Origin of the sequence: Conexibacter sp. W3-3-2, assembly GCF_009707605.1 — a bacterium.
Taxonomy (GTDB): Bacteria; Actinomycetota; Thermoleophilia; order Solirubrobacterales; family Solirubrobacteraceae; genus Paraconexibacter; species Paraconexibacter algicola.
In genome coordinates, this window is the sequence record NZ_WLYW01000001.1 from 1,066,857 (window position 1) to 1,080,503 (window position 13,647).

10 protein-coding genes and 1 pseudogene are annotated in these 13,647 nt (G+C 69.1%); 8 read left to right on the forward strand and 3 right to left on the reverse strand.

All coding sequences use genetic code 11. The features are described 5' to 3' along the window. The first annotated feature begins 77 nt into the window (after positions 1-77). From GKE82_RS05320 to GKE82_RS05335, 4 genes are all read left to right on the forward strand, one after another. Positions 78-1,250 carry a thiolase family protein gene (locus GKE82_RS05320; protein WP_154732581.1) on the forward strand — a complete coding sequence of 391 codons (1,173 nt, stop codon included), beginning with the start codon at positions 78-80 and terminating at the stop codon, positions 1,248-1,250. Between the two features lie 91 nt (positions 1,251-1,341). Then, entirely contained in the window at positions 1,342-2,493 is a 1,152-nt protein-coding gene (locus GKE82_RS05325) for an acyl-CoA dehydrogenase family protein (protein ID WP_375337037.1), read from the forward strand. A gap of 44 nt (positions 2,494-2,537) precedes the next feature. After that, the gene (locus GKE82_RS05330) at positions 2,538-3,440 is read left to right on the forward strand and encodes an MBL fold metallo-hydrolase (protein ID WP_154732583.1); all 903 of its coding nucleotides are present in this window, start codon (positions 2,538-2,540) and stop codon (positions 3,438-3,440) included. 16 nt (positions 3,441-3,456) lie between these two features. Next, positions 3,457-4,704 (forward strand): cytochrome P450, encoded by a 1,248-nt coding sequence (locus tag GKE82_RS05335; protein ID WP_309233428.1) that lies wholly within the window; start codon positions 3,457-3,459, stop codon positions 4,702-4,704. On the opposite strand, the gene GKE82_RS05340 is transcribed toward GKE82_RS05335, so the two are convergent. Continuing rightward, complete coding sequence (locus GKE82_RS05340; RefSeq protein ID WP_154732584.1) at positions 4,688-6,244, reverse strand: acyl-CoA synthetase; 1,557 nt, start codon at positions 6,242-6,244, stop codon at positions 4,688-4,690. The genes GKE82_RS05335 and GKE82_RS05340 overlap by 17 nt on opposite strands. A 178-nt stretch (positions 6,245-6,422) precedes the next feature. On the opposite strand from GKE82_RS05340, the gene GKE82_RS05345 reads away from it, so the two are divergent. Next, positions 6,423-8,000, forward strand: a complete 1,578-nt coding sequence (locus GKE82_RS05345) for an AMP-binding protein (RefSeq protein WP_309233429.1) — start codon at positions 6,423-6,425, stop codon at positions 7,998-8,000. Between the two features lie 65 nt (positions 8,001-8,065). On the opposite strand, the gene GKE82_RS05350 is transcribed toward GKE82_RS05345, so the two are convergent. Together GKE82_RS05350 and GKE82_RS05355 are read right to left on the reverse strand one after the other, a co-directional pair. After that, positions 8,066-9,295 carry a cytochrome P450 gene (locus GKE82_RS05350; RefSeq protein WP_154732586.1) on the reverse strand — a complete coding sequence of 410 codons (1,230 nt, stop codon included), beginning with the start codon at positions 9,293-9,295 and terminating at the stop codon, positions 8,066-8,068. A gap of 70 nt (positions 9,296-9,365) precedes the next feature. Next, positions 9,366-10,334 (reverse strand): SDR family oxidoreductase, encoded by a 969-nt coding sequence (locus GKE82_RS05355; protein WP_309233430.1) that lies wholly within the window; start codon positions 10,332-10,334, stop codon positions 9,366-9,368. 176 nt (positions 10,335-10,510) lie between these two features. Between GKE82_RS05355 and GKE82_RS05360 the strand changes: the two genes are divergently transcribed. The 3 genes and pseudogenes from GKE82_RS05360 to GKE82_RS31235 all read left to right on the forward strand — a co-directional run. Next, on the forward strand, positions 10,511-12,628 hold the full coding sequence (locus GKE82_RS05360; protein ID WP_154732587.1) for an MMPL family transporter: 2,118 nt from the start codon (positions 10,511-10,513) through the stop codon (positions 12,626-12,628). Then, on the forward strand, positions 12,625-13,071 hold the full coding sequence (locus GKE82_RS05365) for a PaaI family thioesterase (protein ID WP_196189065.1): 447 nt from the start codon (positions 12,625-12,627) through the stop codon (positions 13,069-13,071). Before GKE82_RS05360 ends, GKE82_RS05365 begins: the two co-directional genes overlap by 4 nt. Continuing rightward, a pseudogene (locus GKE82_RS31235) lies at positions 13,068-13,640 on the forward strand (MBL fold metallo-hydrolase); the annotation flags it as partial. The gene GKE82_RS05365 and the pseudogene GKE82_RS31235, both read left to right, overlap by 4 nt. Positions 13,641-13,647: the final 7 nt, after the last annotated feature.

The following is a 13,647-nucleotide window of genomic DNA, read 5'->3' on the forward strand; positions in this document are numbered from 1 at the left end:
AGGCGTACCACCACGTTAGCGTACGCTCACATGATTCCTTCCTCCGTCGTTCCCTCCTGCGCTCAGTGGCGGCGCCCATGAGTCGTGACATCGTTGTCGCCGGTGTCGGCATGACCCGCTTCGGCAAGTTCGTGGATCGGTCGATCGCGAGCCTCGCCGCCGAGGCGATCGAGGCGGCCCTGAGTGACGCGATGACCGACGCGGACGCCGTCGACGCCGTGGTCTACTCCAACGCCGCCGCCGGGATCATCACCGGACAGGAGATGATCCGCGGACAGTGTGCGCTGCGCGACGCTCCGGCGCTGCTGGGGAAGCCCGTCTACAACGTCGAGAACGCCTGCGCGTCGGGCTCGACCGCCTTCAACCTCGCTTGCGCGCTCATTCAGGCGGGTCGCGCCGAGGTCGCGCTCGTCGTCGGGGCGGAGAAGCTCAGCCACGCCGACAAGGCGCGCACGTTCTCTGCCTTCGAAGCAGGGGTCGACGTGGAGCACTCCCCGTTCCCCGACGCTGCCAGCGATCAGTCGGTCTTCATGGATCTCTACGCGCAGATGTCGCGCGAATACATGGCCCGGTCGGGGGCGACCGCGGAGGACTTCGCGGCGATCGCCGTCAAGAGCCACGCCAACGCGGGGCTGAACCCGCTCGCCCAGTACCGCGATCCGGTCACCGTCGAGCAGGTCCTCGCCAGTCGGGTCATCACCGATCCGCTGCGCGTGCTGATGTGCTCGCCGATCGGCGACGGCGCTGCTGCCCTCGTGATCGCCTCCGAGGCCGGGCTCGCGCGAATGGGCGCGACGCCGTCCGTCCACGTGAAGGCATCGGTCGTCCTGTCCGGCAACGACAACGGTTCGAACATCGTGACCGTGGCGGCGCGGCAGGCGTTCGGGATGGCCGGCATCACGTCCGACCAGGTCGACGTCGTCGAGCTGCACGACGCCGCGGCACCGGCCGAGTTCATCGCCTTCGAGGAGCTCGAGCTGTGCGACCCCGGACAGGCGCCGGAGCTGTTCCGCGCGGGACACACCGCTATCGGCGGCGCGTGCTGCGTGAACCCGAGCGGCGGTCTGCTCTCCAAGGGCCACCCGATCGGCGCGACCGGCTGCGCCCAGCTCGTCGAGCTGACGCACCAGCTCCGCGGCACCGCCGGCGAGCGGCAGTCCGGCACACCGAAGATCGCCGTGGCCGAGAACGCCGGCGGCTGGCTCGGGAACGGCCCGGCCGCAACCGCGGTCACCGTCCTCGGCGCCTGACGCACGACACCCGAGCAGTCCACTTCAACCACCAGGAGCCCTGAGAATCATGAGCCTCGCACCGACCGAACACCTGACCGCCGGCCCCAACATCCCGCTGATCATCCCCGACGAGGAGCGCATGATCCGCGAAGCGGTGGCCGGCATCGCCGGCGGCTTCGGGCACGACTACTTCGCGGCGAAGGTCAAGGCCGGAGAACGGACCGACGAGCTCTGGGACGCCATGGGCAAGAGCGGCTACCTCGGCGTCAACCTGCCGGAGGAGTACGGCGGCGGCGGGCTCGGAATGACCGCGCTGGCCGCGGTTTCGGAGGAGCTGTCCCGCGCGGGATGCCCGCTCATGCTGCTCGTCGTCTCCCCGGCGATCGTCGGCAACGTCATCGCCAAGTACGGAACCATCGATCAGAAGGACCGGTGGCTCGGCGGGCTCGCCAGCGGCGAGAAGAAGTGTGCCTTCGCGATCACCGAGCCCGACGCGGGGTCGAACTCCCACAAGATCTCGACCGTCGCGACCAAGGACGGGAGCGGGTACCGCATCAACGGTACGAAGACCTACATCTCCGGCGTCGAGGAGGCGGAGGCGATGCTCGTCGTCACCCGCACCGGCGTTGACTCCAAGGGCCGCGGACGCCTGTCCCTCTTCATGGTCGACACCGACGCGCCGGGGCTGGAGCGCCAGTACATCGACACCGTGCTCGAGGCGCCGGAGAGCCAGTGGATGCTCTTCTTCGACAACGTCGAGGTCAGCGAGGACCGCCGGATCGGCGCCGAGGGCGAAGGCCTGCGGATCGTGTTCGACGGGTTGAACCCGGAGCGGATCATGGGCGCGGCCATGTGCATCGGCCTCGCCGACTACGCGATGGCAAAGGCGACGCAGTACGCGAACGAGCGGTCCGTCTGGGGGGTGCCGATCGGTCAGCACCAGGGCGTCTCCCACCCGCTGGCACAGGCGAAGATCGAGCTCGAGCTCGCCCGGCTCATGACGCGCCGCGCCTGCGCCGAGTACGACGCGGGCATCCCGGCGGGCGAGGCGAGCAACATCGCGAAGTTCGCCGCCGCCGAGGCTGCGATCAAGGTGCTGGACCAGGCGATCCAGACCCACGGCGGCAATGGCATGGCACGGGAGTACGGACTCGCCGACCTGTGGTTCATCGTGCGCCTACTGCGGACGGCGCCGGTCTCGCGCGAGATGGTGCTCAACTACGTCGCCGAGCACTCGCTCGGATTGCCGAAGTCGTACTAGCCGTGGAGCTGCGCGCCCCCGGAGCAGCCGACGATGCGGCCGCCGTGCCGGTTGCACCGGGGGTGATGCGCATCACGCTGCCCCTGCCCTTCACCACGCCGGATCACATCCACTGCTACCTGCTGGACATCGAGGGCTGGGACGGGCCCCTGCTGGTCGACACCGGGATGCGCGGATCAGAGGGCGCGCTGGCCTCGTGTCTGCAGGACGCCGGCAGCCCGCCCGCGGGCGTGCTGGTGACGCACAGCCACGTCGACCACTGGGGCCTGGCCGCGACCCTGACGGACGAGGTGTACGGCCACGAAGCCCTGACGGCGTTGCTGGCCATGGATCTCGACTCCGGGGTCTTCGGCGAGCACGACCAGGGTGTGCTCTCGGCGGAGACCGTGGCCACCGCGTTCCACCTGTTCCGCAAGATGACCGTCGGCCAGCCGCGGGTCCGGCCGGTCGGGGACGGCGACGTGCTCGGCGAATGGCGCATCCTATGGACCCCCGGTCACGACCCCGCGCACATCAGCCTGTTCCGCGAGAGTGACGGGGTGCTCATCAGCGGCGACGCGCTGCTGCCAGACGCGACGCCGAACATCCAGCCGGCGGCCGGCCGCGAGGACTCGCTCGCCGACTACATGGCGACGCTCGCACGGCTCAGCGGGCTGCCGGTCTCGCTGGTGTTGCCCTCGCACGGCGAGCCGTACATCGACCATCGCGGGCGGGCCGCCGAGCTCACGGCCTTCCACGCCAAGCGGCTACGCACGATCCTCCACGAGCTCCGCGACGGGCCGCTCGCCGTCGGCGACCTCGCGCGGACCCTCTTCGTCGTGCGCGAGAGCGCCATCGACGACATGCTCGCCGACATGGAGACGCTGGCGCATCTCGACAACCTGCGGCTGAAGGGGCTCGTGCTTCGGCGGCCCGACCACCGCTGGTGCCTGCCGGACCATCCCTGACGAAAGAGGACAGACAGTGTCCACGCAGTCCACCGACTCCATCGACCTGACGACGCTCGATCTCGGCCACGCACGCCACTGGGCGGACGACCCGCCGTACGCGTTGTTCCGCCGTCTGCGGAACGAGGCGCCCGTGCACTGGAGCCCGAACGAGCGATGGCCGGACGAGGGCGGCTTCTGGTCGATCACACGCCACGAAGACCTCCGGACCGTCACCCGCGACTTCGAGACGTTCAGCTCCGAGAAGCGCGGGATCATGCTCGTCGACGACGTCGGGGTGCCGCTCGCCGTCCAGCAGCAACAGATGATCTCGATGGATCCGCCTCGCCATGACCGCCTCAAGAAGATCGTCGGCAAGGCGTTCACACCGAAGCGCGTCGCGCTCCACGAGGCCGCGATGCGAAAGATCATCAGCGACGTCTTCGATCGCGTCGACGAGGCGGGTGACAGCTGCGACCTCGTCACCCAGGTCGCCCGGCCGATCCCGGCCCGCGTCATCGGGAGTCTGCTCGGGACGCCCCCCGAGGACGACCACAAGCTGGTGTTGTGGACCAACATGTTCACCGCCTTCGAGGAGCAGGAGCTCAACGACGAGATCGACGTGTCCTCGCAGCAGATGTATCTCGACATGTTCGAGTACGTCGTGGCGCTGAAGACCGCCCGGCAGGAAGACCCGCAGGACGACCTGATGTCCGCGCTCGTCCACGCCGAGGTTGACGGCGACCGGCTCAACGACATCGAGGTGGCGTTGTTCTTCGGCCTGCTGATGGCCGCCGGAAACGACAGCACCGGGGCCACCTACGGGTCGACGATGCTCGCGCTCCTGCGCGACCGCGAGCAGTTCGAGATGGCCCGCGACAAGCCGGAGCTGGTGCCGGCCGTCGTCGAGGAGGGCCTCCGCTGCTTCCCGGCGTTCGGCTACTTCGCCCGGGCCGCGACCCGTGACGTCGAGCTCGAGGGCCAGCAGATCAAGGAGGGCGACAAGCTCGCCCTCTGGTACATCTCCGGCAACCGCGACGAGACCGTCTTCGACGACCCTGAGCGGTTCGATCTCACGCGGCACGACCTCGGCGACCACATCGCGTTCGGGGCAGGTGGCCGGCATTTCTGCCTCGGCGCCGGCCTGGCGCGCCTCGAGCTGAAGCTGTGGATCGAGGAGACCCTGCGCCGCTACCCGGAGATGCGCCTCGACGGCGCGCCTCGGCGCGTGCAGTCCATGATCATGAACCAGCAGTTCAGCATCCCGGTCAGTCTGCGCGGCTGAGCTCGCGCAGGTACGTCTCGCGCAGCGCCGCCTTGTAGAGCTTGCCGGTTTCGAGTCGCGGCAGATGCGCGACGAAGTCCACCGAGCGCGGGACCTTGTATCCCGCCAAGGCGGCCCGGGCGAACGTCCTGAGCTCCTGGCCCAGCTCGGGCGAGGGATCGACGCCATCACGCAGCTCGACGACGGCCTTCACCTCCTCCCCCATCTCCTCGTTCGGCAGCCCGAAGACCGCGACGTCCGCGACGCTGGGATGGTCGATCAGCACGTGCTCGATCTCCTGCGGGTAGATGTTGACGCCACCGGAGATGATCATGAACGCCTTGCGATCCGTGAGGTAGAGGTACCCGTCGGCGTCGACGTAGCCGACGTCGCCGACGGTCGTCCACGTCGGGTGCCGCGGGTGGCGGGTCGAGGCCGTCTTTCCCGGGTCGCCGTGGTACTCGAACGGGGCCTGCGGAAGCTCCGAGTACACGAGTCCGGGTGCGCCGGTCGGGAGCTCCTCCCCGTCCTCGCCGCAGATGTGGAGCGTCCCGAGTACGGGCCGTCCGACAGTGCCGGGATGCGAGACCCAGGCCTCGGACGGGGCGTGGGTCATGCAGTTCAACTCGGTGGCGCCGTAGTACTCGTTGAGGATCGGACCCCACCAGTCGAGCATCGCGTCCTTGACCTTCGGTGGACAGGGCGCGGCCGCGTGGATCGCGACGCGCATGCTCGACAGGTCGTGGGCTGCCCGCGCCTCGTCGCTCAGACGCAGCAAGCGGACGAACATCGTCGGAACCCACTGGCTGTGCGTGACCCGGTGGCGCTCGATCGCGGCGAGCGCGGCTGCCGGGTCGAAGCGCTCCATGACGACGACGGTTCCGCCCAGCGCCATCGCGCCGGTCGAGAAGGCCAGCGGAGCGGAGTGGTAGAGCGGAGCGGGCGAGAGGTAGACCGACTGCTCGTCGATCCCGTAGAGGCCTGCGAGCAGCGGCTCGAGGACCCCGGCGTCCTGGAACGTCTGGCCGGGAGGCGAAGGCCGGCGCACGCCTTTCGGGCGCCCGGTCGTCCCCGAGCTGTAGTTCATGAAGTCGCCGAGCGGTTCGTGATCGAGCGGGTCCGAGGACTCCGCGGCCAGCGCGGCGGCATAGGACGTGAACCCGCACTCCTCCCCGGCGCCCCCGACGACCATCCGCACCCTGCAAGCCGGGGCGGCCGCCGCGGCCCCGGACGCCACGTCGACCAGGTCGCGCGACACGATGAACGCCTTCGCGCCGCTGTCGCGCAGGATGTACTCGATCTCGTCGGCCGCGAGGTGGCTGTTCACGGGCGTGATCACCAGTCCCGAGCGCATCGCCGCCCAGAACACCTCGAAGAACGCCGGCTCGTTGACGAGCATCGCCGCGAGACCATCCCCCGGACGCAGCCCCTGCGAGTGGAGATGTCGAGCCAGTCTCACGGACGCCTCGTCAAGGTCGGCGTACGTGCGGGTCTCGCCGGACCCGGCCATGATGAGCGCGGGCTTGTCGGGGTTCGATCGAGCGGGGACGGGGAAGGGCATCGCGGCCTCTCTGAAGGGAACAGCGCGGTCGATGGATCGCGCTTTCGTCAGCCTCACGATAGCGATCACTCACTATTGATGCGATCTATTTCGTTCGGTGACGACCGTCTCTATGCGCCTTCAAGTGTGCGAGCATTCACTTTACGTCTCGCCACTCTCAGGAAAGAAGGAGCCCGTCGTGCCCACCTCCCCCCGGTCCTACGAGCAGGCCGTCGCCGACCACGTCTGGGAGGTCCCGGAGCGCTACAACATCGCCCGGGACGTCTGCGACAAGCACCCCGCCGACCAGCTCGCGATGGTCCACGAGCGGTTCGACGGGGCGACCCGCGAGCTGACCTGGGGCGAACTGCAGGACCTCGCCAACCGGGCCGCGAACCTGCTGGCGGCGCACGGGATCGGCAAGGGCGACCGCGTCGCCGTCGTCCTGCCGCCGACCCCGGAGACCGCGGCGCTCTTCTTCGGCACGTGGAAGCTCGGTGCCGTCCTGCTCTCGATGTCGGTCCTCTACGGCGACGACGGCATCCGCCACCGCCTCCAGGACTCGCAGTCCAAGGTGCTCGTCACCGACGCGGCCAACGTCGACCGGTTCGACGCCTCCCTCGTCGACGAGGTGCTGGTGCTGGACGCCGACCTGCTGGCCGCCGCCGACGCGACGCCCGTGGTGGCCGACACGAGCGCCGACGACCCGGCCCAGCTCTACTACACGTCCGGCACGACCGGAACGGCAAAGGGCATCGTCCACGCCCACCGCTACCTCCTCGCGCACAACGAGTTCGTCCACTCCCACGACGTCCAGCCCGGCGAGCGCTTCCACGGCATGGGGGAGTGGGCGTGGGCCGCCGGCATCGCGCCGCTGCTCGGGCCGTGGCGCCTGGGCGCCGTGCAGTGCGTCCTCCAGCGCCAAGGCGGCTTCGACCCGAACCAGCAGCTCGACTTCCTCAGCCGCAACGCGGTCACGAACGTCTTCACGACGCCCACGGCCATGCGCTCGATGATGTCGATCGCCGACGCCGGCACGACGCACCCGCAGCAGTTCCGGGTCGTCTGCAGCGCCGGCGAGCCGCTGAACCCGGAGGCGATCCGCTGGTTCCGCGAGCAGTACGGCCTCACGGTCCTCGACTACTACGGCATGACCGAGAGCTACCCGATGGTCGCCAACTACCCCTGGATGGACGTCCGCGAGGGCTCGATGGGCAAGCCGATGCCCGGGTGGGAGATGGCGATCCTCGACGAGGACTCCCAGCCGATTACGACGCCCGGCGAGCGGGGCGAGATCGCGCTGAGGGCGCGGTCGAACCCGCACTACCCGCTCGGGTACTGGCAGCGCGACGAGGACACCGAGCGCGTCTTCGGCGGCGAGTGGTTCCGCACGGGCGATGCGGCGAGCGCGGACGAGGACGGCTACTACTGGTACGAGGGCCGCGCCGACGACCTCATCATCGCCGCCGGGTACCGGATCGGACCGTTCGAGGTGGAGTCCGCGTGCCTGGAACACCCCGCGGTCGCGGAGGCCGCCGCCGTCGGCTCCCCGGACGAGCGCCGGGGCCATGTGGTCAAGGCGTTCGTGGTGCTCGCCGCCGGCGTCGAAGGGGCCGACGAGCTCGCGGAGGAGATCAAGGCGTTCGTCCGTGAACGCCTGTCCGCCTACGCGTACCCGCGGAAGATCGAGTTCGTCACCGAGCTGCCCAAGACGCTCACCGGCAAGATCCGCCGGATCGAGCTGCGCCAGCTCGAGGAGGAGCGCGCGCGGAGCTGAAAACCCGCGCCCGGACGACCGTCCGTCGGCTCCGGGCCCGAGGCCAGGAGCCGACGAAGGGGGCCTCAGCGGAGCCGCACGGGCAGCGTCGCCAACTGGTTGGCGAACTGCGACAGCACGTAGGTCGGCTCACCAACGATCCTGATGTCCGGGAACCGAGCCACGGTCTGCTCGATCAGGATCGACAGCTCGAGACGGGCGAGCGCCGTGCCGAGGCAGAAGTGGCGCCCTCCGGCACCGAACGCCTGGTGCTCGGGGTTGCGGGTCACGTCGAAGACGTCCGGGTTCTCGTAGACCTGCTCGTCGCGGTTGGACGACGGATACCACAGAGCCACCTTGTCGCCCTTCTTGATCGGGCAGCCGCCAAGCTCGGTGTCCTTGGTGGCGGTCCGCCGGAAGTGCGCGAACGCCGGGAACATCCGCAGCGCCTCCTCGACCGCGCTGGGCACCAGCGACGGGTCCTCGATGAGCTGCTGCTTCTGCGTCGGATCCTCCATGATCGCGCGCATGCAGCTGCTGTAGGTCGACTTCGTCGAGTCGTTGCCCGCAGCCATCATCAGCACGAAGCCGGCGAAGATCTCCTCGTCGGTGAGCATGTCACCGTCGATCTCGGCGAACACCAGGACGCTCAGCATGTCGTCGGTCGGATTCGCGCGCCGGGAGGCCACGAGCTTCATGCACTTCTCGTACATGAGAGGGACGTCCTCGGCGATCAGCGCCTCGAGGCCCTTCGGGTTGAGGTTGGGGTCGCCGAAGCCCAGGAGCGAGTTGATCGCGACGGCCCACGGCTCGTCGTCCTCCGGATCGAGGCCCATGAAGCTCCCGATCACCCGCGAGACGACCGGCTGCGCGATCTCGGTGACGAGGTCGCATTCGTCGCGACCTTCAAGCCCGTCCATGACCCCGGCGGTGATCTCGCGGATCGCCGCCTCGTGTGCGGCGATCGCCTTTGGCGTGAACGCCCGCTGGAACAGCGCCTTGATGCGGTCGTGCTTGGGCGGGTCCATGCCGATGAACATGCCCTGGACCAGATGTAGCGGCACCGCGTGGTCGGTGATGATGATGTTCTGCGCCGACGAGTAGGTCTGCCAGTCACGACTCACGGCGAGGATGTCCTCGGCCTTCGTCACCGACCAGAAGCCGGCGTCCTCCGGAGACTGCGCGATGGCGGGGCTCCAGTGGACTGGACATTCGTTGCGCAGGCGCTTGAACACCTCGTGCGGGGGCCCGTCGCGCCAGAGAGCATCATCGGCAACCTGCAGCTGCTCGAGAGCGATCGTTTCAGAAGTTGACATAGAACGGAGCGTGACAGCCCGCACCTGGCACGTCAACCGTATCGTGCCTCGTCGGACCCGGAACGAACGCTCACATATGTGGCAGGTCGTCGTCACAGGAGGACGGATCCGGTGCCGCGAGGGCCGGCTGCTGCTCGGCCGGAGCGATCCGCTGCTCGTACGCCCCGCGGGTGGACGCGTCGATCTGCAGGAAGGCGCGATCGGCCCCCAGGGCCCGGTTTGCGGCGTCGCGCAGGCGACGGCCCAGCAGCGGCTGCGCCCGGAGCAGCGGACCCATGATCCGCGGAACGTAGACGTCGGGCCGTGGGTCCCGGATCACCGCGCAGACGGCCGCCGCGACATCTTCGGGTTCGACCGTCTTGATCAGCTTCGTGCCCGCCGTCCCCGTGATGAGCTCGGTGTTGGTGAATGACGGCATGAGGCAGGTGAACGAGATCCCGCGACCGCCGAACTCGACACGGGCGGACTCCGTCATCGACACCACCGCGGCCTTCGACGCCGCGTACGTCAGCCCACCTGGCACCGGTGCGCGACCGGCGACCGAGGCGGTGTTGATGACGTGCCCGCTCCCGCGCTCAAGCATGCGCGGAAGGACGGCCTTCATGCCGATGATGCACCCGAGCACGTTGATGTCCATCTGGCGCTGCGCCGTCGCCGCCGTCTCCTCGAGGAACGGTCCGATGGGCATGATCCCCGCGTTGTTGTGCAGGACGCCGATCGGCCCCTGCTCTCGCTCGACGAGATCCACGAAGCCCTCGAACGAGACCGGGTCGGTCACGTCCAACTGCAGGGCGAGGCACCGGCCGCCGAGCCTCTCCCCCGCGCGTTTGACGGCGCTTTCGTCGATGTCACCTATGGCGACCCTGCCCCCGCGTCGAGGACGGCGCGCGCAGTGGCGAGGCCAATGCCTCGCGCCCCGCCCGTGATGGCGACGGTGGTCGAAGTGAGAGTCGGCAGGTTGCTCATCGAAGGCTCCTAAGAAGGGTCGGGCTGGCGATACCGGCGCGCCGGACGATACCCGTAGTACGATGTTTCGCACCGTTCGGTACTCTTTGCGCTCGTACAGTGAGCGTTCGATTACTCTAGGACGAATAGCATCATGATCATCTCGTGGCGTCCCCAATCCGCCGCTCGCAGCACGTGAGCGACCACTCGCCCTCAATCGCGGTCGGCAGGGTCGGCTCCCTGGCGCTTTCGTGCATCCGCCGGGCACGCATGGTGGTCCTGATCTGGTGTCTGCTGGCTGCGGGGCTCGCCACCCAGTTCCCACGACTGCACGACGAGCTCTCCGGGGCCGGATGGGAGGCACTCGGCAGCGAGTCGGTCGACGTCCGCGCGGCCGTCGAGGAGGACTTCGACGTGCCGTCGTCCTACGCGGTCCTCGCTGTCGTCCAGAGCGACGCGGGCGCCGAGAACGCCCGCGACACCGCGATCCGGCGTGCGAGCGCCGTCCTGCGCGCCGATCCGGCGATCGCAGGCGTCTCGAGCCCGAAGGCCCTCGGCACGATCTCACCCGACGGGCGGACGGCGATCGTCGTCGGGCGTGCCGGTGCCGGCACGGCCGAGATGGTCCGTGCCGCAGACCGTCTTCGCGACCGACTCGGGGAGATCGACGTTCCTGGAGCCCGTGTGATGCGCACCGGGCTGCCGGCGCAGTGGGCGGACTTCAACGACAACCATGGACGTGAGGCGCAGAAGGCCGAGTTGATCGCGCTGCCGGTCACGATGGTGATCCTGCTGCTGGCGTTCGGGTCGCTGGCCGCCGCAGGCCTTCCGCTCCTCCTGACCGTCATCGGCCTCTCGATCTCCGGCGGGCTGCTGGTCGCCCTCGCGGCGTTCGGCGAGCTGTCGATCTGGTCGCAGAACTTCGCTTCCATCTTCACGCTGGCGCTCGGCATCGACTACGCCTTGTTCATCGTCATGCGGTTCCGGGCCGCGCTGCGCCCGGGCATCCCGACCACCTCGGCGGTCGCCACGACGATGGACACAGCCGGAAAGGCCGTCCTCTTCTCCGGATTGACGGTGCTCAGCACCCTCATGGTCATCCTGGTCGTGCCGAACACGATGCTGCGCTCCGTCGCCATCGGCATCCTCATCTCCGTCAGCCTCGTGCTCGCGATGGTCCTCACCCTTCTCCCGGTCGTGCTGAACCGCCTCGGTCACGGCATCGACCGCTTCCCGCTTCCTTGGCGGAAGGCCGGCTCAGCGCACCGCTCCCAGCGCCTGGCGGCGTGGGGCGCACAGCTCTGGGCGCACCCGCTGCGCTACGGCGTCCCCGCCGTCGTCCTGATGCTCGCCCTGACGTCGCCCGCACTCGGCATGAAGGTGGGGGTCCCAGATCTTGGGCTCCTGCCGGCCGACGCGCCGGCCCGGACCGGCGCCGAAGCCGCCCGCACCGCCTTCGGCCCGGGTGCGCTGGGGCCGGTCCAGGTGATCGGTCCTGCGAGCGAGACCGCTCGCATCATCGAGGCGTTTCGGACGCAGCCGGCTCTCGGACCGGCCTCCCAGCCGGCAAGCGACGGTGACGGCAACGTCCTGGTGCAGGCACCGCTGACCGCCGTGCGGACCTCAGATGACGCCGGCCGAGCGGTCGCCTCACTTCGCGCCGCGATCCCGGCGCAGGCCTCGGTCGGAGGCGTCGTCGCCGAGGTGAAGGACTTCCAGGACGCCGTGAACCGGATCACGCCCTACGCGCTGGGCGTGATGCTGCTCCTCGCCTTCGCGCTCATGCTCGTCGCGTTCCAGGCGCCCGTGGTCGCGCTGCTCGCGACCGCGTCGAGCGCCTTGTCGACCGGCGCGGCCTTCGGCGTGACCGTCCTCATCTTCCAGGAGGGGCACCTCTCCGGACTCTTCGGCTTCCAACCCCAGGGCTTCATCGACTTCTGGGTCCCCCTCCTGTTCTTCGCGATGATCTTCGCGATCACCATGGACTACACCGTGTTCCTCCTCTCCGCGACGCGGGAGCACTGGGACAACACCGGCGACGCCCGCGCGGCAGTCATCGAGAGCGTCGCGCGCTCGGGACCCGTCATCATCGCCGCCGCCTCCGTGATGGTGGGTGTCTTCTTCTCCTTCACCGTGGCCGACTCGCTGGCCGCCAAGGAGTGCGGTGCCGTCCTGGGCATCGCCGTGCTCCTCGACGCCTTCCTCGTCCGGCTCCTGGTGCTCCCCGTGGCGCTGCGCCTGCTCGGCCCGCTCGCCTGGCGACAGCCGGTATGGCTGGGTCGGATCCTGCCGTCGGTGAGCTTCGGCCACGGCGAGCAGTCCGACCCGGAGCACGGCCCAGGCCCCGAAACCCCGTTGACCACACACACAAGGACGACCGCCCGATGACGCCGGACACCTTCAGCGAGCGCTACAACCCAGCGATCGCGCAGACCATGATCGAACTGGGCAACGCCATGCCCGGCCTAGCCCAGTACCTCGGGATCGAGCTCGTCGAGTTCGGACCGGGCACGCTCCTCGCGCGCGCCCAGCTCGGTGAGAACCTGCTGACCCCCTCCGGCAACGTCCACGGCGGCGTCCTCGCCGGCATCATGGACCACATCACCGGCGCCGTGATCTACCCGCTCATGCCCGACGGGCACTGGGGTGCCACGACCGAGCTGAAGCTGAACTACATCGCGCCGGTGCAGGCCGGCACCGTCGACGCCCACGCGAGCGTCCTCGCCATGACCAAGCGCAGCGCTGTCGTCCGCGGTGAGCTCCAAGTCCAGGACCGGCTCGTCTGCGCCGGCCAGGGAACCATCACGATCGTGGCTCCCAGGACACCATGACCGGGCCGCGGCCCGCCACCGAGGTACGCCACCTGACACCGGTGGTCGCCCTGCCCTCCGACATCAGCGTGATTCCTCTGCCGACGCCTTGGCCGATCGGCCCGATCAACGCGTATGTGCTCCGCGGCTCGCCGCTCACGCTCGTCGACACGGGCCCGCGAACGCCGGAGGCCCTCACAGCCCTCGAGGCCGGTCTGGTGTCAGCCGGGGTCAGCACGAGAGACATCGAGCTGATCGTCCTGACCCACCAGCACCCTGATCACGTCGGGAACGCCGGCGAGATCGCGCGGCGCTCGGGGGCCCGGGTCGCGGCGTTCGGCCCACTAATCGGCGACTTCGCGGACCTCGCGGTCTCGCTGGAGCGCCAACGGGCGTACATGAGCATCCTGATGGCGCGACACGGGATGAGCGGGCAGGAGCTGGAGACGCTCGCGCGTAGGCAGGGAACGGAGATCGAGTTCACCGCACCGGTCGACATCGGCATCGGCCTGTCCGACGGCGATCTGCTCGACGCCGGCGATCGGACCTTTCGCGTGCTGCACCGCCCCGGCCATAGCCCCAGTGACCTGGTGTTCT

What these genes read in the sequence shown, in the direction of transcription:
- GKE82_RS05360 (WP_154732587.1), top strand. Translation starts at nt 10,511, where the DNA reads ATGGTGGTCCTGATCTGGTGTCTGCTGGCTGCGGGGCTCGCCACCCAG.
- GKE82_RS05320 (WP_154732581.1), top strand. Translation starts at nt 78, where the DNA reads ATGAGTCGTGACATCGTTGTCGCCGGTGTCGGCATGACCCGCTTCGGC.
- GKE82_RS05365 (WP_196189065.1), top strand. Translation starts at nt 12,625, where the DNA reads ATGACGCCGGACACCTTCAGCGAGCGCTACAACCCAGCGATCGCGCAG.
- GKE82_RS05350 (WP_154732586.1), bottom strand. Translation starts at nt 9,295, where the DNA reads ATGTCAACTTCTGAAACGATCGCTCTCGAGCAGCTGCAGGTTGCCGAT.
- GKE82_RS05340 (WP_154732584.1), bottom strand. Translation starts at nt 6,244, where the DNA reads ATGCCCTTCCCCGTCCCCGCTCGATCGAACCCCGACAAGCCCGCGCTC.